Origin of the sequence: Pseudomonas sp. NFACC41-3 (assembly GCF_900109505.1) — a bacterium.
Lineage (GTDB): Bacteria > Pseudomonadota > Gammaproteobacteria > Pseudomonadales > Pseudomonadaceae > Aquipseudomonas > Aquipseudomonas chlororaphis.
Genome location: NZ_FOAE01000006.1, coordinates 389,894 through 408,581, shown reverse-complemented (window position 1 = coordinate 408,581; position 18,688 = coordinate 389,894). Strand labels below are relative to the sequence as shown.

Sequence of the window (18,688 nt, the reverse complement as noted above, 5' to 3'; positions counted from 1 at the left end):
GTTTCCATCCCCCGGAAACGACAAAGGGCGCCTTTCGGCGCCCTTTCACTTACAACTCGGCCTTGCGGGTCAGCAGTTCGACAAAGGCCTTGGCCATTGGCGAACGCTGGTCGGTACGCTGCGCCAGCCACACCGCCGAGACCGCCTCGGGGTCGAGCAGCGGTCGATAGACCACGCCGTCGATGCGCATGCGCTGGTAGGACGCCGGCAACACCGAGACACCCAGCCCCGCCGCCACCAGGCCGATGATGGTCATGGCCTCGCCCGCTTCCTGGGCAAAATGCGGGGTGAAGCCGACATCCCGGGCCAGGGTCAGCAACTGCGCATACAGGCCGCTACCGTAGCTGCGCGGGAAGAACACGAAAGGCTCCTGGGCCAGGGCCGACAGCGCCAGGCCGGCTTCGCTGCCGGCCACCAGCGGGTGCTTGGAGCCCAGCACCGCCACCAGCGGTTCGCGCAGCAACTCCACCACGCTCAGGGAATCCGGCAGCGGCAACGGCCGCATGATCCCGACCTGGATCGACTCGTCCAGCAGCGCCTCGGCCACCTGGGTGCTGCTCATCTCGCGCAGCTTCAGGTGCACGTCGGGAAAACGCTGGCGAAAGGCGAAGATCGCCTGGGGGATGCTCGAGTTGAAGGGCGCCGACGAGGTGAAACCGATCTTCAGTTCGCCCAGCTCACCCAACTGCGCCCGGCGGGCCACATCCGCGGCCTTGTCGACCTGGGCCAGCACCTGTCGTGCCTCATCGAGGAACAGCCTGCCGGCCTCGCTGAGCTCGACCCGACGATTGGTACGCTCGAACAAACGCGCGCCGACCTCCTGCTCCAGCACCTGGATCTGCTGGCTCAAGGGCGGCTGGGAGATGCCCAGGACCTGGGCGGCGCGGCCGAAATGCAGCTCTTCGGCCACCGCGATGAAGTAACGCAGGTGACGCAATTCCATGATCGCCTCATTAGGTCGTAAAACATATCAATCAGGTCGAACAATATATTGGAAAGAAACATTAGCCAGCTATATGCTTTTTTCCATTGCCTGACCGGCCGCGCTCCCCCCGAGGTCCCCCGTGAAAACCGCTGTCGCTCCACTCGCCCACGAACTCCCTCCCACCGCCCTCGATGGGGTGGTCGCGCAACTGAACGAGGTCTACATCGAAAAAGGCACGCCGATGTTCATGCGCACGGTGCTGGCGCTGTTCAGCGGCGGTTTTGCTACCTTTGCCCTGCTCTACTGCGTGCAACCGATGATGCCGCTGCTGTCCCGGGAATTTTCCATCAACGCCGCGCAAAGCAGCCTGATCCTCTCGGTCGCCACCGGCCTGCTGGCCATCGGTCTGCTGGTCACCGGGCCGATTTCCGACCGCATCGGCCGCAAGCCGGTGATGGTGGCCGCCCTGTTCGCCGCCGCGCTGTGCACCCTCGCCAGCGCCCTGATGCCGAGCTGGCACGGGGTGCTGCTGATGCGCGCGCTGGTAGGGCTGTCCCTGAGCGGCCTGGCGGCGGTGGCGATGACTTACCTGAGCGAAGAGATCCATCCGCAGCACATCGGCCTGGCCATGGGCCTGTACATCGGTGGCAACGCCATTGGCGGCATGAGCGGACGCCTGATCACCGGGGTGCTGATCGACTTCGTCAGCTGGCACACGGCGATGCTGGTGATCGGTGGCCTGGCGCTGATCGCGGCGGCGGTGTTCTGGAGAATCCTCCCCGAATCGCGCAACTTCCGCGCCCGCTCGCTGCACCCGCGCAGCCTGCTGGACGGCTTCGTCATGCACTTTCGCGACGCCGGCCTGCCGCTGCTGTTCCTCGAAGCCTTCGTGCTGATGGGCGCGTTCGTCACGCTGTTCAACTACATCGGCTATCGCCTGCTGGCCGCGCCGTATCACATGGATCAGGCCTTCGTCGGCCTGCTGTCGGTGGTGTACCTGTCGGGGATCTACAGCTCGGCGAAAATCGGCGCCCTGGCCGACCGCCTGGGGCGGCGCAAAATGCTCTGGGCCACCATCTCGCTGATGCTCGCCGGCCTCGCCCTGACCATGCTCAGCCCGTTGCCGGTGGTGATCATCGGCATGCTGATCTTCACGTTCGGCTTCTTCGGCGCCCACTCGGTCGCCAGCAGCTGGATCGGCCGGCGCGCCCTCAAGGCCAAAGGCCAGGCCTCATCGCTGTACCTGTTCAGCTATTACGCCGGTTCGAGCATCGCCGGGACGGCGGGCGGGGTGTTCTGGCACATGGCCGGGTGGAACGGCATCGGCCTGTTTATCAGCGCCCTGCTGGTGGTGGCGCTGCTGGTGGCGTTGAAGCTGGCCAAGCTGCCGCCGCTGGCCACTCGGTAGTCGCCAAACGACCATGCCGGCGACCAGCCCCCCGCGATCCATGTGCGGGGTCCGGTCGCCGGCATGGGCGATAACCGAGGCGGTCGATCGGCTTACCTGACGATCTCCACCAGGTCGACGTCGATCTCGCGCTTCATCAACCCCTTCTCGACCTCGCCGGTCAGCCTGACTTGGGTCTTCTCGTTGAACGCCACTGGCGGCAGGTCTTCGTCGTCGATCTCGACGGTGATGGTGCCGCTGGCATCCTTGAATTCGTACTTGTCGTCATTGTTCAGCTTCTTGACCACATGGCCCTGCAACACCACCGGCGTATCGTCCGCGGCATCGTTGGCCGCCGCGACGCTGGTGACGGCCTGGGCGCCGGGACCGGTGTAGCCGACAGCCAGGGCAGCGGTGCTGAACAGCGGAGCGAGCAATAGAACGAGGTAACGGGTTTTCATGGCAGTGATCCAATGTGGGTTTCGATAGCGCCAGATTAACCAGTCAGACTGAATTGAAACTTAATCCGCCAGGCCGTTTCCCGGGCGCAAAAAAAAGGCCCGGCAAATGCCGGGCCTGGTTATCGGATCGCGATCACTGATGATATTGCGCCGACAGTTCGTGTACTGCGCGCAGGAAGGCGCCGGCGTGTTCCGGGTCGACTTCCGGGGTGATGCCGTGGCCGAGGTTGAACACATGGCCGCTGCCCTTGCCGTAGCTGGCGAGGATGCGCCCGACTTCGGCACGGATCGCCTCCGGCTTGGCGTAGAGCACGGTCGGGTCCATGTTGCCTTGCAGGGCGACCTTGCTGCCGACCCGTCGGCGCGCTTCGCCGAGGTCGCAGGTCCAGTCCAGGCCCAAGGCGTCGGCACCGGCGTCGGCGATGCTTTCCAGCCACAGGCCGCCGTTCTTGGTGAACAGGATCACCGGCACCTTGCGCCCTTCGTGCTCGCGGATCAGGCCGCTGACGATCTTGCGCATGTAGGCCAGGGAGAACTCCTGGTAAGCCGCCGCCGACAGGTTGCCGCCCCAGGTATCGAAGATCTGTACCGCTTGCGCGCCGGCCTTGATCTGGCCGTTGAGGTAGCTGACGACCGACTGCGCCAGCTTGTCCAACAGCAGGTGCATGGCTTGCGGGTTGTCGTAGAGCATCGCCTTGGTCTTGCGGAAGTCTTTCGACGAGCCGCCCTCGACCATGTAGGTGGCCAGGGTCCAGGGGCTACCGGAGAAGCCGATCAACGGCACGCGGCCGTTGAGCTCACGGCGGATGGTGCTGACCGCGTCCATCACGTAGCCCAGGTCCTTGTGCGGATCGGGGATCGGCAGGGCCTCGATATCGGCCAGGGTGCTGACGACCTTCTTGAAACGCGGGCCTTCGCCGGTTTCGAAGTACAGGCCCTGGCCCATGGCGTCGGGGATGGTCAGGATGTCGGAGAAGAGGATGGCCGCATCCAGTTGTGGATAGCGGTCCAGCGGTTGCAGCGTGACTTCGCAGGCGAACTCCGGGTTCATGCACAGGCTCATGAAGTCACCGGCGTTGGCACGGCTGGCGCGGTATTCAGGCAGGTAGCGCCCAGCCTGACGCATCATCCACACCGGGGTGACGTCTACGGGTTGCTTGAGCAGGGCACGAAGGAAACGGTCGTTCTTCAGGGCAGTCATGTCGGCATCCGGAAAAAAAGTGCGGGCATTTTCTCAGAGCGCGACGCAAAAGGCACGGCGAGAGCCGTGCCTTTTATCTATCGGGTCAATTTGTCGCGCCACAAGTGCCGCTTCTGTAGCCGCTGCCGAAGGCTGCGATCGATCTGGGCGGCATTCCGACAACGCGGGCGCAGGATCGTGAGATCGCTGAAGGCCTGCGGCCTTATCGCAGCCTGCGGCAGCGGCTACAGGGATAGCCTTTGCTGTATCAGACGCCCAGGTAGTCGAGGATGCCTTCGGCGGCGTTGCGGCCCTCGAAGATCGCCGTCACCACCAGGTCGGAACCGCGCACCATGTCGCCACCGGCGAAGATCTTCGGGTTGCTGGTCTGGTGCTTGTACTGGCCCTGTTCCGGCGCCACGACGCGGCCCTGGCTGTCGGTCTGGATGCTGAACTGCTCGAACCACGGCGCCGGGCTCGGGCGGAAACCGAAGGCGATGACCACGGCGTCGGCCGGGATGATCTCTTCGGAACCCGGGATCGGCTCGGGGCTGCGACGGCCACGGGCGTCCGGCTCGCCGAGACGGGTCTCGACCACCTTCACGCCTTCGACCTTGTCTTCGCCGACGATGGCGATCGGCTGGCGGTTGTAGAGGAACTTCACGCCTTCTTCCTTGGCGTTCTTTACCTCTTTGCGCGAGCCGGGCATGTTCGCTTCGTCACGACGATAGGCGCAAGTCACCGCCTTGGCGCCCTGGCGGATCGACGTGCGGTTGCAGTCCATCGCCGTGTCGCCGCCACCGAGGACCACGACCTTCTTGCCCTTCATATCGACGAAGTCTTCCGGCGACTTTTCAAAGCCCAGGTTGCGGTTGACGTTGGCGATCAGGAAGTCCAGCGCGTCGTGCACGCCCGGCAGGTCCTCGCCGGCAAAGCCGCCCTTCATGTAGGTGTAGGTGCCCATGCCCATGAATACCGCATCGTATTCTTCGAGCAGTTGCTCCATGGTCACGTCCTTGCCCACCTCGGTGTTGAGACGGAACTCGATACCCATGCCGCTGAAGACTTCGCGACGATTGCTCAACACGGTCTTTTCCAGCTTGAACTCGGGGATGCCGAAGGTCAGCAGGCCGCCGATTTCCGGGTTCTTGTCGAACACCACCGGGGTCACGCCACCGCGTACCAGCACGTCGGCACAGCCCAGGCCCGCCGGGCCCGCGCCGATCACCGCGACCCGCTTGCCGGTCGGCTTGACCTTGGACATGTCCGGGCGCCAGCCCATGGCGAAGGCGGTGTCGGTGATGTACTTCTCCACCGAACCGATGGTCACCGCGCCGAAGCCGTCGTTGAGGGTGCAGGCACCCTCGCACAGACGGTCCTGCGGGCACACCCGGCCGCAGACTTCCGGCAGGGTGTTGGTCTGGTGCGACAGCTCGGCGGCGGCGAGGATGTTGCCCTCGGCCACTAGCTTGAGCCAGTTGGGAATGAAGTTGTGCACCGGGCACTTCCATTCGCAGTACGGGTTACCGCAACCCAGGCAGCGGTGAGCCTGGTCGGCCGACTGCTGGGGTTTGAAGGGCTCGTAGATCTCCACGAACTCTTTCTTGCGTTGACGCAACAGTTTCTTCTTCGGATCCTTGCGCCCGACCTCGATGAACTGGAAGTCATTATTCAGACGTTCAGCCATAGTTAAAACCTCATCAAACTCTTCAGGCGCATATCACTGCGGGTTGGCACGGGTGCTGGAAAGCAACGATTTCAAGCTGGCAGCCTTCGGCTTGACCAACCAGAAGCGACGCAGGTAGTCATCGAGGTTCTCGGCCAGGTTACGGCCCCACTCGCTACCGGTTTCCTCGACGTATTCGTCCAGCACGCGCTGCAGGTGGCTGCGATAGGCTTCCATCGCTTCGCCGCTGATCCGCTGGATTTCCACCAGCTCGTGGTTGACCCGGTCAACGAATGTGTTGTCCTGGTCGAGCACGTAGGCGAAACCGCCGGTCATGCCTGAGCCGAAGTTGTAACCGGTTTTGCCCAGCACGCAGACGAAACCACCGGTCATGTATTCGCAGCAGTGATCGCCAGTGCCTTCCACCACGGTGTGGGCACCGGAGTTGCGCACGGCGAAACGCTCGCCCGCGGTGCCGGCGGCGAACAGCTTGCCGCCGGTAGCGCCGTACAGGCAGGTGTTGCCGATAATCGCGCTGTCCTGAGTCTTGTAGGCGCTGCCTTTGGGCGGAACGATCACCAGCTTGCCGCCGGTCATGCCCTTGCCGACGTAGTCGTTGGCGTCGCCTTCGAGGTACAGGTTCAGGCCGCCGGCGTTCCACACACCGAAGCTCTGACCGGCAGTGCCCTTGAAGCGGAAGGTGATCGGCGCCTTGGCCATGCCCTGGTTACCGTGGACCTTGGCGATTTCGCCGGAGATCCGCGCACCGATGGAACGGTCGCAGTTGCAGATGTCGAGCGCGAACTCGGCACCGCTGAGGTCGTTGATCGCAGGCTTGGCCATGGCGACCATTTTCTCGGCCAGCAGGCCCTGGTCGAACGGCGGGTTGCGATCGACCTGGCAGAACTGCGGCTTGTCCGCCGGGATATGGTCGCTGCCCAGCAGCGGGGTCAGGTCCAGGTGATGCTGCTTGGCGGTCTGGCCTTCGAGGATTTCCAGCAGATCGGTGCGACCGATCAGCTCTTCCAGCGAACGCACGCCCAGCTTGGCCAGCCACTCACGGGTTTCCTCGGCGACATAGGTGAAGAAGTTCACCACCATCTCCACGGTACCGATGTAGTGGTCCTTGCGCAGCTTCTCATTCTGAGTCGCCACGCCGGTGGCGCAGTTGTTCAGGTGGCAGATACGCAGGTACTTGCAACCCAGGGCGATCATCGGCGCGGTGCCGAAGCCGAAGCTTTCGGCGCCGAGGATCGCCGCCTTGATCACGTCGAGGCCGGTTTTCAGGCCGCCGTCGGTCTGCACCCGGACCTTGCCGCGCAGGTCGTTGCCGCGCAGGGTCTGGTGGGTTTCCGCCAGGCCCAGTTCCCACGGCGCACCGGCGTACTTGATCGAGGTCAGCGGCGAGGCGCCGGTGCCACCGTCGTAGCCGGAGATGGTGATCAGGTCGGCGTAGGCCTTGGCCACACCAGCGGCAATGGTGCCGACGCCGGCTTCCGCCACCAGTTTCACCGAAACCAGCGCCTGCGGGTTGACCTGCTTCAAGTCGAAGATCAACTGCGACAAGTCTTCGATGGAATAGATGTCGTGATGCGGCGGTGGCGAAATCAGGGTCACGCCAGGTACCGCGTAACGCAGCTTGGCGATCAGGCCGTTGACCTTGCCGCCCGGCAGCTGGCCGCCTTCGCCGGGCTTGGCGCCCTGGGCCACCTTGATCTGCAGCACTTCGGCATTGACCAGGTATTCCGGGGTCACGCCGAAACGGCCGGTGGCCACCTGCTTGATCTTCGAGCTCTTGATGGTGCCGTAGCGCGCCGGGTCTTCGCCGCCCTCACCCGAGTTGGAACGCGCACCCAGGCGGTTCATGGCTTCGGCCAGGGCTTCGTGGGCCTCCGGCGACAGCGCGCCCAGGGAGATGCCGGCGGAGTCGAAACGCTTGAGGATCGATTCCAGCGGCTCGACTTCGCTGATGTCCATCGGCGTGTCCAGGGTCTTCACCTTGAACAGGTCGCGGATCATCGACACCGGGCGGTTGTCCACCAGCGCGGTGTATTCCTTGAACTTGGCGTAATCGCCCTGCTGCACGGCGGCTTGCAGGGTGTTGACCACGTCCGGGTTGTAGGCGTGGTATTCGCCACCATGGACGAACTTCAGCAGGCCGCCTTGCTGGATCGGCTTGCGCGGGCTCCAGGCTTCGGCAGCCAGGGCTTTCTGCTCGGCTTCGATGTCGACGAAACGCGCGCCCTTGATGCGGCTCGGCACGCCACGGAAGCTCAGCTCGCAGACTTCCTCGGACAGGCCGATGGCCTCGAACAGCTGCGCACCGCGGTAGGACGCGATGGTCGAGATACCCATCTTCGACAGGATCTTCAGCAGGCCCTTGGTGATGCCCTTGCGGTAGTTCTTGAACACCTCGTAGAGGTCGCCCAGCACTTCACCGGTACGGATCAGGTCGCCCAGCACTTCGTAGGCCAGGAACGGATAGACCGCCGAGGCGCCGAAACCGATCAGCACCGCGAAATGGTGCGGATCGCGCGCGGTGGCGGTTTCCACCAGGATGTTGGAGTCGCAGCGCAGGCCCTTCTCGGTCAGGCGGTGGTGCACCGCGCCGGTGGCCAGGGACGCGTGGATCGGCAGTTTGCCCGGGGCGATATGGCGGTCGCTGAGGACAATCTGGGTACGACCGGCGCGCACGGCTTCTTCGGCCTGGTCGGCGACGTTGCGGATCGCCGCTTCCAGGCCGAGGCTTTCCTCGTAGTTCAGGTCGATGACCTGGCGCTCGAAGCCCGGGCGGTCGAGGTTCATCAGCGAGCGCCACTTGGCGGGCGAGATCACCGGCGAGCTGAGGATCACGCGGGAAGCGTGCTCAGGCGATTCCTGGAAGATGTTGCGCTCGGCACCGAGGCAGATCTCCAGCGACATGACGATGGCTTCGCGCAGCGGGTCGATCGGCGGGTTGGTGACCTGGGCGAACTGCTGGCGGAAGTAGTCGTACGGCGTGCGCACACGCTGGGACAGCACGGCCATCGGCGTGTCGTCGCCCATGGAGCCGACCGCCTCATAGCCTTGCTCGCCCAAGGGACGCAGCACCTGGTCGCGCTCCTCGAAGGTGACCTGGTACATCTTCATGTACTGCTTGAGCTGGTCGACGTCGTAGAACGCCGAACCGTGGTCGTTGTCTTCCATGGTCGCCTGGATGCGCAGGGCATTCTTGCGCAGCCATTGCTTGTACGGATGACGGGACTTCAGGCGGTTGTCGATAGCGTCGGTATCGAGGATCTGCCCGGTTTCGGTATCCACGGCGAAGATCTGGCCCGGGCCGACACGACCCTTGGCGATCACGTCTTCGGGCTGGTAGTTCCAGACGCCGATTTCCGAAGCCAGGGTGATGAAACCGTTCTTGGTGGTGACCCAGCGCGCCGGGCGCAGGCCGTTACGGTCGAGCAGGCAGACGGCGTAGCGGCCGTCGGTCATGACCACGCCCGCGGGGCCGTCCCACGGCTCCATGTGCATGGAGTTGTATTCGTAGAACGCGCGCAGGTCGGCGTCCATGGTCTCGACGTTCTGCCACGCTGGCGGAATGATCATCCGCACGCCACGGAACAGGTCGATGCCGCCGGTGACCATCAGCTCCAGCATGTTGTCCATGCTCGAGGAGTCGGAACCCACGCGGTTGACCAGCGGGCCGAGTTCTTCCAGATCCATCAGGTCGTTGGTGAACTTGGTGCGCCGGGCCTGGGCCCAGTTGCGGTTGCCGGTGATGGTGTTGATCTCGCCGTTGTGGGCGAGGAAGCGGAACGGCTGCGCCAGCGGCCATTTCGGCAGGGTGTTGGTGGAGAAGCGCTGGTGGAACACGCAGATCGCGGTTTGCAGGCGCGGGTCACCCAGGTCCGGATAGAAGGCGGCGAGGTCCGCCGGCATCATCAGGCCTTTATAAATGATGGTCTTGTGGGAAAAGCTGCAGATGTAGTGGTCGGTATCGGCGGCGTTGGCTACCGACGAACGACGACGGGCACTGAACAGCTTGACCGCCATGTCCTGGTCGCTCAGGCCTTCGCCGCCGATGTAGACCTGTTCGATCTGCGGCAGGCGCTCCAGGGCCAGGCGGCCGAGAACGCTGGTATCGATCGGCACTTTGCGCCAGCCGATCAGTTGCAGGCCTTCGGCCAGGATCTCGCGGTTCATGTTCTCGCGAGCGGCTTCGGCCTTGGCCGGATCCTGGTTGAAGAAGACCATGCCCACGGCATATTGCTTGGGCAATTCGACACTGAAGGTTTCCTGGGCAATGGCTCGCAGGAACGCGTCAGGCTTCTGAATCAGCAGACCGCAACCGTCGCCGGTCTTGCCGTCCGCGTTGATCCCACCGCGGTGGGTCATGCAGGTCAGGGCCTCGATGGCCGTTTGCAAAAGGGTATGACTGGGTTCGCCCTGCATATGGGCTATCAGGCCGAAACCGCAGTTATCCTTGAATTCATCTGGTTGGTACAGACCTGCTTTCATAGACACTTTCTCACCAGGCTGCCTCTTATCGAGACAAATTTCTTTTCAATTCAACCAGTTACCATCCACGCCGAACGTACGCCGGCTTTGCGGGGGCAAAAGGGAGGTCATTGTACACACCGACACAGACGCTCACAAATTTGGCGACGAAATGTCGCAAATCTATGTCGCATTTATGAAAGGTTTAAAGCGATATGCTGTGCTAGTCAAAACTTTTTTAGTTCGGACCGCGACGACTCAAAAGCTACTGTGACGCAGACACCACAAGGCACGCGGCCTTGAAGGCAGCATGCGCATGCGGATTTTTTTGAGGTGCTGGGAGAGGCGGCCTGGGTAAGGCCGCCGAATCTTCAGCGAGTTGCTGCCAGTTCCTGTTGGACGCTGGCGACAGTGCGAGGCCAAGGTTTACCAGCCTGAACCTTCGCTGGCAAGGCCTTGATAGCGGTAACGGCTGCATCACGGCTGCTGAAACTGCCGTAAGTGATCACATACAGCGGCTTGCCGTTGAGGACTTTCTTGAAATAACGGTACTGAGCGCCCTGCTCCTTGACGAAGCTCTGCGCCGCGGCTTCGGAACTGGTGCCCAGGATCTGCACGACGTAGTTGCCTGGCGCCTGACCGGCGTACCAGCTACCACCAGTGGCGGCCTTGGCTACGGTGACAGGTTTCTCGGCAGGCTTGGCGGCCGGTGCAGCCGGCTTGCTGACCGGAGCAGGCGCAGGCTTGACCACCGGAGCTGGCTTGGCGGCAGCGACCTGGGTCGGCGCCGGGGTCGGACGGGCTTCAGGCGTCGGCGCCGGGCCGGCCGGCACGCCGGCTGGTGGTGCGATAGTGGTCACGGTCGGCGGCGTGGCGCTGGAGCCTTCCACCGGCACGCCATCGTCACCCTCGGTGATCCCACCGGCGGCTTCGGCCAGAGGACCGCGCATCACCGGTTGCGACTGGCCGACCAATGGCAGCGGCATTGGCTGGGAAGAACCGGCGAACTCGACAGCCGGGCTGCCATTGCTGTTCGGTTGTGGCGTCTGGCCCAGCGGCAGCTGCGCCTGTTCGTTGGCTGGCGCACCAGCAGTACTTGGTGCCTTGCTGCGACCCGGCATCAGCCAGGCAGCGGCAACGGCCACCACTACGACTGCGGATATCGCCAATACGTGTTTCTTCGGCATGTTGAACCCCATACTTGGACGCTTGACCGCTGAGCGGCTGGCAATCATGGCTTCGATCATTGCATCCCGGGCGACCTGGTTGATGTTGCCAGGCCAGCCATCGGAGCCTTCGTGAATATCACTGATCTGATCCGCGGAGAAAAGTTCGATACCCCGCCCTGCGCCTTCGAGACGCTGCGCCAGGTATTCGCGGGTTTCTTCTTCGGTGTAAGGCTGCAGCTCGATGACATGGAAGCGCTCTTCTTCCGCGCTCAGCAGCTCCAGGCCGGCAATCAGCGACGACTCGCCGAACAGGAACACATGCGGGCGACCTTCCGGTGCGCCGGCGGCGAGCGCCAGCAGTGCCTCGAGCGCCGACTCGTCGAGCTGCTCGGCGTCATCCACCAGCAGATAGACTTCCTGGCCGGTCAGGGCCAGTTGCACCACTTGCGCCAGGATCGGCCCGATTTCGGCCTGCTCGACGTTCAGCGCCTGGGCCACCTGCCGCAGCACGCCCGCCGCGTCGCCGGCACCACGGGCGGAAACCACCACGCTCTGTACCGACTGCTTGTTGGTGCTGGCTACCAGGGCCTGACGCAGCAGCGTCTTGCCGCTGCCTTGCGGGCCGGTAACGACCAGCAGCAGCTGGCTGTAGCGCGCCAGGTGATGCAGCTGCCCCAGCACCGGCTTGCGCTGGGCGGGGAAAAACTTGAAGCCAGGCACCCGTGGAGCAAAAGGGTCATGGCTCAATTGATAGTGGCCGAGGAAAGCCTCGTCGGCATGCAAACTAGTCATGGGGATCTTATTAACCTTTAAGCTGAGCCAGGGCGCGGTAATCCGCTCCCAGCGTGGCCTGTAAAACCTCTTTCGGATAATCGTCGGTCACTACGGCTTCGCCCATGCGGCGCAACAGCACCAGACGCAAACGACCATCGATCACTTTCTTGTCAATTGCCATGTGTTCGAGAAAATCCGCTTCGGTCATTTCCTCGGGCGGAATGACCGGCAAGCCTGCGCGCTGGAACAGGCGAATGCCGCGGTCACGCTCCTCGGCGGTAATCCAGCCAAGGCGTGCGGACATCTCCAGTGCCATTACAGTGCCAGCGGCGACCGCTTCACCATGCAGCCAGACACCATAGCCCATGTGGGTTTCGATGGCGTGGCCGAAGGTATGCCCCAGGTTCAGCGTGGCGCGCACGCCGGACTCACGCTCGTCGGCGCCCACCACGGCCGCCTTGGCCGCGCAGGAGCGTTCGATGGCATAGGTCAGCGCCTGCTGGTCCAGGGCTCGCAAGCGGTCGACGTTGTCTTCGAGCCAGGTAAGGAACGGCTCGTCGCAGATCAGACCGTATTTGATGACTTCCGCCAGGCCGGCCGACAACTCGCGAGGCGGCAGGGTATTGAGCGAGGCAGTGTCGATCAGCACCACGTTCGGCTGATAGAAGGCGCCGACCATGTTCTTGCCCAGCGGATGGTTGATACCGGTCTTGCCGCCCACCGACGAGTCGACCTGGGATAGCAAGGTGGTAGGAATCTGGATGAAATCGACGCCACGCTGGTAGCAGGCGGCGGCAAAGCCGGCCATGTCGCCGATCACCCCACCGCCGAGGGCGATAATCGTGGTGCGACGATCGTGGCGTGCGGTCAGCAGGCCATCGAAAATAAGCTGCAGGGTTTCCCAGTTCTTGAACGCTTCGCCGTCGGGAAGAACCACCGAGATCACCGAGAACTGGGTGAGGCTGCGTTTCAGACGCTCAAGGTACAGCGGCGCTACGGTTTCATTGGAAACGATCGCCACTTGTCGCCCGGCGATGTGCGGAGCCAGCAACTCGGGCCGGTCCAACAAACCTTCGCCAATATGAATCGGGTAGCTGCGCTCGCCTAGATCGACCTTAAGTGTCTGCATGTGTCCCCACAGTGAAGATGGAAGCTGGTGTCCTGCCTTGCATTAACGACTGGCATCGCCAGGCTTTCTGACGCCGCGCAATAGCCATGCGCCACAACCGTGAGCGATCATGGCAAGGCGCCGAGGATAGCGCATTTCACGCTGCGCATTAACGGGGAGGCAGTTGCTGCAGGCGGTCCAGTATGTCCAGCACCACCATGCGCGGTGGCCGTTCATCGGTTTCAACCACCAGGTCGGCGATTTCCCGATAAAGCGGATCGCGAATCGCCAACAAGTCCCGCAGGGTCTTCGCCGGGTCGGCTGTGCGCAGCAGCGGTCGATTGCGATCCCGTGCGGTGCGACCGACCTGCTGCTCCACCGAAGCATGCAGATAGACCACACGCCCCCCGGCATGCAGCGCCAGACGGTTGGCTTCGCGCATCACCGCGCCGCCGCCGGTCGCCAGGACCACGCCATCGGCGGAGCACAGCTCGGCGATCATGGCCTGTTCCCGATCACGAAAGCCCGGCTCACCTTCTTTATCGAAGATCCACGGGATATTGGCACCCGTGCGCAACTCAATTTCCTTATCGGAATCTTTGAATGGCAGGCGCAGCTCTTTGGCCAGCAAGCGACCAATGGTGCTTTTTCCAGCCCCCATTGGCCCAACAAGAATCAAATTTCGCACAGAATCAACGACTCACAGCAATCGCCTGGTTGTTCATGATACGCGGAGTGAGAAATACCAGCAGCTCGGATTTTTTCTCCGACACCACGTCACGCCGGAAAAGGCGGCCAAGATACGGCACATCGCCGAGAAATGGCACCTTATCTACAACCTTGCTTTGCGTATTGGAGAAAACTCCACCGATGACGATGGTCTCTCCATCGTTGATCAGGACCTTGGCGTTGACCTCGTTCTTCTTGATCGGCGGCACGTCCTGGACTTTGTTCAGGTAGTCCGGCTCGTCCTTGGTGACCTTGACCTCCATGATGATGCGGTTATCCGGGGTGATCTGTGGCGTTACCTCCAGGGACAGCGAGGCCTCCTTGAACGACACCGAGGTCGCCCCGCTGGAGGCGGCTTCCTGATAGGGGATTTCCGTGCCTTTGAGGATCTTCGCCGTCTCCTTGTCGGACGTGACGACCTTGGGCTGGGAGACGATTTCCCCGTTACCGGTCTTTTCCATGGCTGTCAGCTCAAGGTCCAGCAACACATTGTCGGTGATGAAGGCGATACCCAGGCCGGAGGTATTGGCGGTAGTGCCCAGGTCGACGAACGGTGAGTTGCTGCTGGTACTGCCCGGCGTGCCTATGGTGGAGGAACCATTGGTGCCGTTGCTGACCCCCGAGGCATTCCAGTTGCCCTGATTCTGGATCGAACCGCCCCAGCGCACGCCCAGGCTTTTGTCGTAGTCGACGTTGGCCTCGACGATCCGCGCCTCGATCATCACCTGGCGCACCGGGATATCCAGCTGGCTGACGATCCGCCGCAGCTCGTCCAGGCGCTCCCGGGTCTGGTAGGCGATGATGTTGTTGGTCCGCTCATCGACAGTGATCGACCCGCGTTCGTCGGACTTGTCCTCAGCGCGGGTGACCGACTGGAACAACTTGGCGATCTCCGCGGCCTTGGCGTAGTTGACCTGCAGCAGTTCGCGCCGCAATGGTTCCAGGTCGGCGATCTGCTTCTGCGACTCCAATTCCTGGCGTTCGCGGGCAGCGATTTCATCGGCCGGCGCCACCAGCAACACGTTGCCCACCTTGCGCTTGTCCAGCCCCTTGGTCTTGAGCACCAGATCGAGGGCCTGGTCCCACGGCACATTCTGCAGGCGCAAGGTAATGCCGCCCTGCACCGTATCGCTGGCCACCAGGTTGAGGTTGGTGAAGTCGGCGATCAGTTGCAGCACCGAGCGAACCTCGATGTCCTGGAAGTTCAGCGAGAGCTTTTCGCCGTTGTAGGCCGAGCGCTCGGCGTTGCGTTTCTGCAGGTCGCCAGAGGTCATCGGCCTGACGCTCACCGTGAGTTTGTTATCCGTCTGGTAGGTCGAGTAATCGAAAGTGCCGCCGGGCTCGATGGTGACGATGGCCTTGCCGGACTCTGCCCGGGCGCTGACGAACTGCACGGGGGTGGCGAAATCCTTGACGTCCAGCCTGACCCGCAGGGGCTCGGGCAGGCGGGCCTTGGCGAAGGTGAGGACGAGCTTGCCGTCGCGCTCCTGTATGTCCGGGCTCATTTCCGAGTCTGAGAGGTCGATCAGTACATTCCCCTCGCCCTGCTCGCCGCGCTGAAAATCCACGCTGCGAATCGACCGCCCCACGGAAGCCACGGCCTTGGCCCGTCCCGACGCGACAGCCGGCTGCCCCGGCGCACTCAGCGCCGCCGTCGCCCCCTGGCCGATCACCACAAACAGCTGATTGCCAGCGACCCGAGTGCTGTAGGGCGCCAGCGCGACCAGATTGACGACAACCCGGGTACGCTGCCCCGATTCGACCACCGTCACACTGCGCGCATTGCCATTGCCCAGGTCACGGCTCTTGTCTGCCAGCTGGCTGACGACACCGGGCAGATCGAGGGCGATCCGCGCCGGCTGGTCGGTGGTATAGCCGCGCGGCTCGGGCACCGGTCCATCGAAGGTCAGCTTCAACTCCAGGCGATCCCCCGGCAGTGCTGCGACATCCAGGGCCTTGAGGCTGGCCGCCATGGCCATCGGTGAAAGCAACGCCATCCATAGCGCAATACCGAAGGCTGAAAAGATCCTGTTCATGATGCGAGTTCCACTATGAGTGTTCTTTTAATGGAATGGTCCGTGGTCGCTCCAGCCACGCTCCCGCTCCATCGGGAACAATCTCGACCACGTCGACCTGTGAATCGCTGATCGCGACAATCCGCCCGTCGTTACGCCCCAGGTAATCGCCGACCTTCAGCCGATGCACGCCACCGGCGCCACGCAACAGCGCAAAGAAGCCGGAAGCATTGGAAAGGGTGCCCACCATCTCGAACTGTTCGATGCTGAAGCCCTCGAGATACTGCTTGCTACGGTTCGGATCCGGCTTGACCGCGGGCGAGCCTGCCCGACGTGCCGCCAGGTCCACCCTGATCGCAGGCTGAAACGGGCTGCGCAAGGGTGCGGCGTTATAGGTGAACGTTGGGTAAGACCCGAATGCCGGCATTGGTTCAATCTCGCCGGGCGACTGCAAACGCGCCTCGTTCATGTAGGCATCCAGATCACTGAAGTCGTCATCGTTGCCACAGCCAGCCAGCCCGACACATGCCAGCACAAGCAACAAGCCGTGAACGCGCTTCATGAGCGTGGCCCCTTGTAGCGGTAAGTCCTGGCCAGAATGTTCATGCGCAGCTTCGAACCGACCTGCGGCGTGACCGGTTTGATCTCGAAATCATGCAGGGTGACGATTCGCGGCAAACCGGCCACGCCGCTGACGAAAGTCGCCAGTGCGTGATAGCCGCCGGTAACCCTGATCTGGATTGGCAATTCGACGTAAAACGGCTGGACCACCTCCGGCAACAGCTTGATCTCTTCGAACTCCAGCCCGCTACCAAGCCCGGTGCGGCTGATGTCTTCAAGCAGGCCCGGCACCTCGGTATCGCTGGGCAACTGGCGCAGCATGAGGTCAAAGGCGGTTTCCATGGTCTTCATCTGTTCGGTGTAAGGCCCGAGGTTGGCCACCAGGCGCGCCTTGCTGGCGAACTGCTGTTTCAGCACGGCCTCGTCCGCCCGGCGCTGGTCGAGTTGCAGCAACAGATCCTTGAGGTACAGGTTGTAGCCGAGGGCCAGTACCAGCAGCATGAGCAGCGCCACGACCACGCCTTTGACCAGCGCCGGCCACGCCCCCATGTTGCTCATTTCCAGCTCGCCGAGATCGATCCGGCGCATCTGTGCCCACCCGCCGGACAGGTTCATTGCCCTTCCTCACCCAGGGCGGGCCGGGTCTGATGAACGGTCAGCTGAAACACATTGACCTGATCGGCGTTGTCCGCCCCGGCGGCCTTGACCTCTGTCAGGCTCGGCGCATCGAACCAGTCCGAGGCGTCCAGGTTGCGCATCAGGTCCGAAACACGATGGTTCGATTCGGCCGCCCCGGTGATGGAAAGAGTCTGCCCGCTCATCCTGACATCGGTGAAATACACCCCGTCCGGCAGGGTGCGGACCAATTGGTCGAACACCCGCGCACTGGTGGAGCGATTGCCTTGCAGGTCCTGGATGATCTTCATCCGTTCCACCAGTTGCTCGCGATGCAGCTTCAGCTCACCGATCTTGGCGATCCGTTGATCGAGCAAGGTGATTTGAGCGCCTACGTGATTGTTGCGCGCCAGTTGCCTGTCGATCGCCCGGTCGATGATCCTGTCGCCCGCGAACAACACACCCAGGGCCACCGCCGCAGCCGCCGCCAGGGCCAGGAAAAAGTGGCGACGCCGCTGTTCGCGCCGCGCCTCGCGCCAGGGAAGAAGATTGATCCGCGCCATCAGTCGAAACTCCGCAAGGCCAGCCCGCAGGCGATCATCAAGGATGGGGCCTCGCTGGCCAGGGCCGCGGCGTCGACCCTGGCGCCGATGCTCATGCCAACGAAGGGGTTGGCGATCAGCGCAGGCAAGCCCAGGCGCTGCTCGATCAATGGGACAAGCCCCGGAACCGAGGCGCTGCCACCCGCCAACAGGATGGAATCGACCTGGTGTTGCGGGGCGGAGGCCTGGAAAAACTGCAACGAGCGCGAAACCTGTTGCACGACCGCCTCCTGAAAGGGTTGCAGCACCTCACTGGCGTAATCGTCCGGCAGGCCGCCCTGCTTTTTTGCCTGGCCGGCCTCTTCTTTCGACAGCCCGTAGCGGCGCTGGATGTGTTCGGTCAGTTGGTGTCCGCCGAACAACTGCTCACGGGAATAGACGATCTGCCCTTCATGCACGACGCTCAGGGTGGTCAGGGTGGCGCCGATATCGACCAGCGCCACGGTCCGGGCAGTCGGCGAGCCGGCCGCCAGGGCGAACGAACGCTCCAGCGCGCAGACTTCCAGGTCCACCACTCGCGCAGTCAGGCCCGCAAGTTCGAGCGCCGCCTCACGAACTTCGATGTGCTCCTTGCGGCAGGCCGCCAACAGCACATCGACGCGTTCGGGATTGCGGGCCGAATAGCCGAGGACGTCGAAATCGATGGCGGCCTCGTCCAGCGGGTAGGGAATGTACTGGTCGGCGTCGACCTTGAGCTGGCTTTCCCGATCGTCGTCGGACAGCCCGGCCTCCATCTCGATGACCTTGCTGATCACCGCCGAACCGGCCATCGCCAGCGCCGCGTGCTTCGCACCCGGCCGGGCCCTGGCTAGCAGGCGAGACAGGGCATGCCCGACCCCTTCAGGCTCGACGATGTTTTTTTCGACCACGGCGTTGGCCGGCAACGGCTCCACGCCATAGGCCTCGACCCGAAAGCGGCCACCGACACGGCTCAATTCAAGAAGCTTGACCGAGGTGGAGCTGATATCGATCCCCAGAAGGGAACTCGCCTTTTTACTGAAGAGTCCTAGCACTACC

14 protein-coding genes are annotated in these 18,688 nt (G+C 63.0%); 1 reads left to right on the top strand and 13 read right to left on the bottom strand.

Going from position 1 to position 18,688, the window contains the following annotated elements; translation table 11 throughout:
• Positions 1-49 precede the first annotated feature (49 nt).
• The gene (locus tag BMY68_RS26410; RefSeq protein WP_085533534.1) at positions 50-943 is read right to left on the bottom strand and encodes a LysR family transcriptional regulator; all 894 of its coding nucleotides are present in this window, start codon (positions 941-943) and stop codon (positions 50-52) included.
• Positions 944-1,064: 121 nt separating this feature from the next.
• Here BMY68_RS26410 and BMY68_RS26405 point away from each other — a divergent pair, with 121 nt between their 5' ends.
• Complete coding sequence (locus tag BMY68_RS26405; RefSeq protein WP_085533532.1) at positions 1,065-2,333, top strand: MFS transporter; 1,269 nt, start codon at positions 1,065-1,067, stop codon at positions 2,331-2,333.
• Positions 2,334-2,425: 92 nt separating this feature from the next.
• Here the strand turns inward: BMY68_RS26405 and BMY68_RS26400 are convergent, their stop codons facing one another.
• From BMY68_RS26400 to BMY68_RS26340, 12 genes are all read right to left on the bottom strand, one after another.
• Positions 2,426-2,773, bottom strand: coding sequence for a YgiW/YdeI family stress tolerance OB fold protein (locus BMY68_RS26400; RefSeq protein WP_062823899.1), 348 nt, complete (start codon positions 2,771-2,773; stop codon positions 2,426-2,428).
• A gap of 133 nt (positions 2,774-2,906) precedes the next feature.
• A complete protein-coding gene (gene hemE / locus BMY68_RS26395; RefSeq protein WP_009041829.1) occupies positions 2,907-3,974 on the bottom strand; it encodes a uroporphyrinogen decarboxylase in 1,068 nt (355 codons plus the stop codon).
• 247 nt (positions 3,975-4,221) lie between these two features.
• Complete coding sequence (locus BMY68_RS26390; protein WP_009041828.1) at positions 4,222-5,640, bottom strand: FAD-dependent oxidoreductase; 1,419 nt, start codon at positions 5,638-5,640, stop codon at positions 4,222-4,224.
• A gap of 33 nt (positions 5,641-5,673) precedes the next feature.
• Entirely contained in the window at positions 5,674-10,119 is a 4,446-nt protein-coding gene (gene gltB / locus BMY68_RS26385) for a glutamate synthase large subunit (protein WP_009041827.1), read from the bottom strand.
• 350 nt (positions 10,120-10,469) lie between these two features.
• Complete coding sequence (locus tag BMY68_RS26375) at positions 10,470-12,059, bottom strand: SPOR domain-containing protein (protein WP_085533530.1); 1,590 nt, start codon at positions 12,057-12,059, stop codon at positions 10,470-10,472.
• A 10-nt stretch (positions 12,060-12,069) separates the two neighbouring features.
• Positions 12,070-13,170: a 3-dehydroquinate synthase gene (aroB, locus tag BMY68_RS26370; RefSeq protein ID WP_085533528.1), complete on the bottom strand. Its 1,101-nt coding sequence runs from the start codon at positions 13,168-13,170 to the stop codon at positions 12,070-12,072.
• Positions 13,171-13,318: 148 nt separating this feature from the next.
• Positions 13,319-13,837: a shikimate kinase AroK gene (aroK, locus tag BMY68_RS26365; RefSeq protein WP_009041824.1), complete on the bottom strand. Its 519-nt coding sequence runs from the start codon at positions 13,835-13,837 to the stop codon at positions 13,319-13,321.
• 4 nt (positions 13,838-13,841) lie between these two features.
• Positions 13,842-15,914, bottom strand: a complete 2,073-nt coding sequence (locus BMY68_RS26360; protein ID WP_085533526.1) for a type IV pilus secretin PilQ — start codon at positions 15,912-15,914, stop codon at positions 13,842-13,844.
• Positions 15,915-15,927: 13 nt separating this feature from the next.
• Positions 15,928-16,455 (bottom strand): pilus assembly protein PilP, encoded by a 528-nt coding sequence (locus tag BMY68_RS26355; protein ID WP_085533524.1) that lies wholly within the window; start codon positions 16,453-16,455, stop codon positions 15,928-15,930.
• Positions 16,452-17,069, bottom strand: coding sequence for a type IV pilus inner membrane component PilO (gene pilO / locus BMY68_RS26350; RefSeq protein WP_085533522.1), 618 nt, complete (start codon positions 17,067-17,069; stop codon positions 16,452-16,454). Before pilO ends, BMY68_RS26355 begins: the two co-directional genes overlap by 4 nt.
• A complete protein-coding gene (locus tag BMY68_RS26345) occupies positions 17,066-17,632 on the bottom strand; it encodes a PilN domain-containing protein (RefSeq protein WP_009041820.1) in 567 nt (188 codons plus the stop codon). Before BMY68_RS26345 ends, pilO begins: the two co-directional genes overlap by 4 nt.
• Positions 17,632-18,684, bottom strand: coding sequence for a pilus assembly protein PilM (locus BMY68_RS26340; protein WP_037004437.1), 1,053 nt, complete (start codon positions 18,682-18,684; stop codon positions 17,632-17,634). The genes BMY68_RS26345 and BMY68_RS26340 overlap by 1 nt, the downstream gene beginning before the upstream one ends.
• Between the last annotated feature and the right edge of the window lie 4 nt (positions 18,685-18,688).